Origin of the sequence: Cuspidothrix issatschenkoi CHARLIE-1, assembly GCF_002934005.1 — a bacterium.
Lineage (GTDB): Bacteria > Cyanobacteriota > Cyanobacteriia > Cyanobacteriales > Nostocaceae > Cuspidothrix > Cuspidothrix issatschenkoi.
On the sequence record NZ_PGEM01000104.1, the window covers coordinates 43,223 to 43,843 of the forward strand.

At 34.3% G+C, this 621-nt stretch carries 1 protein-coding gene; it reads left to right on the plus strand.

Annotated elements, in window-relative coordinates:
* Positions 1-65 precede the first annotated feature (65 nt).
* Positions 66-621: glycerol-3-phosphate 1-O-acyltransferase PlsY (gene plsY / locus CUN59_RS14410; protein WP_104388496.1), on the plus strand; the 556-nt coding region annotated here is incomplete at its 3' end.

Genomic DNA, 621 nt, shown 5'->3' on the forward strand with positions numbered 1-621 from the left:
TATATGCAACTTTACAAAGAAATGGTATAACAACTGATAACGGACAACTGACAACTAACAAATTTATGTGGTTAACTTTGTGTGGAGTAGCGGTTTTATTAGCTTACATTTTTGGTTCTTTTCCAACTGGATATTTAGCAGGTAAGCTATTAAAAGGAATTGATATTCGAGAAGTGGGTTCTGGTTCAACCGGTGCAACAAATGTTTTGAGAACTTTGGGTAAAGTTCCAGGGGCATTTGTATTATTAATTGATGCTTTGAAGGGAGTTTTATCAATAAATTTAGTTTATGTTTTATTTAATATTGCACCTAGCCAGAATTTAATGCCATCAACTGTAAATGTCGAAATCTGGCAACCTTATTTAGTTACTTTAGCTGGTTTAGCTGCCCTTTTAGGACATAGTAAATCTATTTTTCTCGGTTTTACAGGGGGTAAATCTGTTGCTACTGGTGTGGGTATTTTATTAGCTATTAGTTGGCAAGTCGGTTTATCAACATTAGGCGTTTTCGGGGTTGTAATTGCTATTTCGAGAATTGTATCTTTAAGTTCTATTGCTGGGGCTGTGGCTGTTTCTATTTTAATGGTAATTTTTCATCAACCCTTAGCTTATATTTTACTTG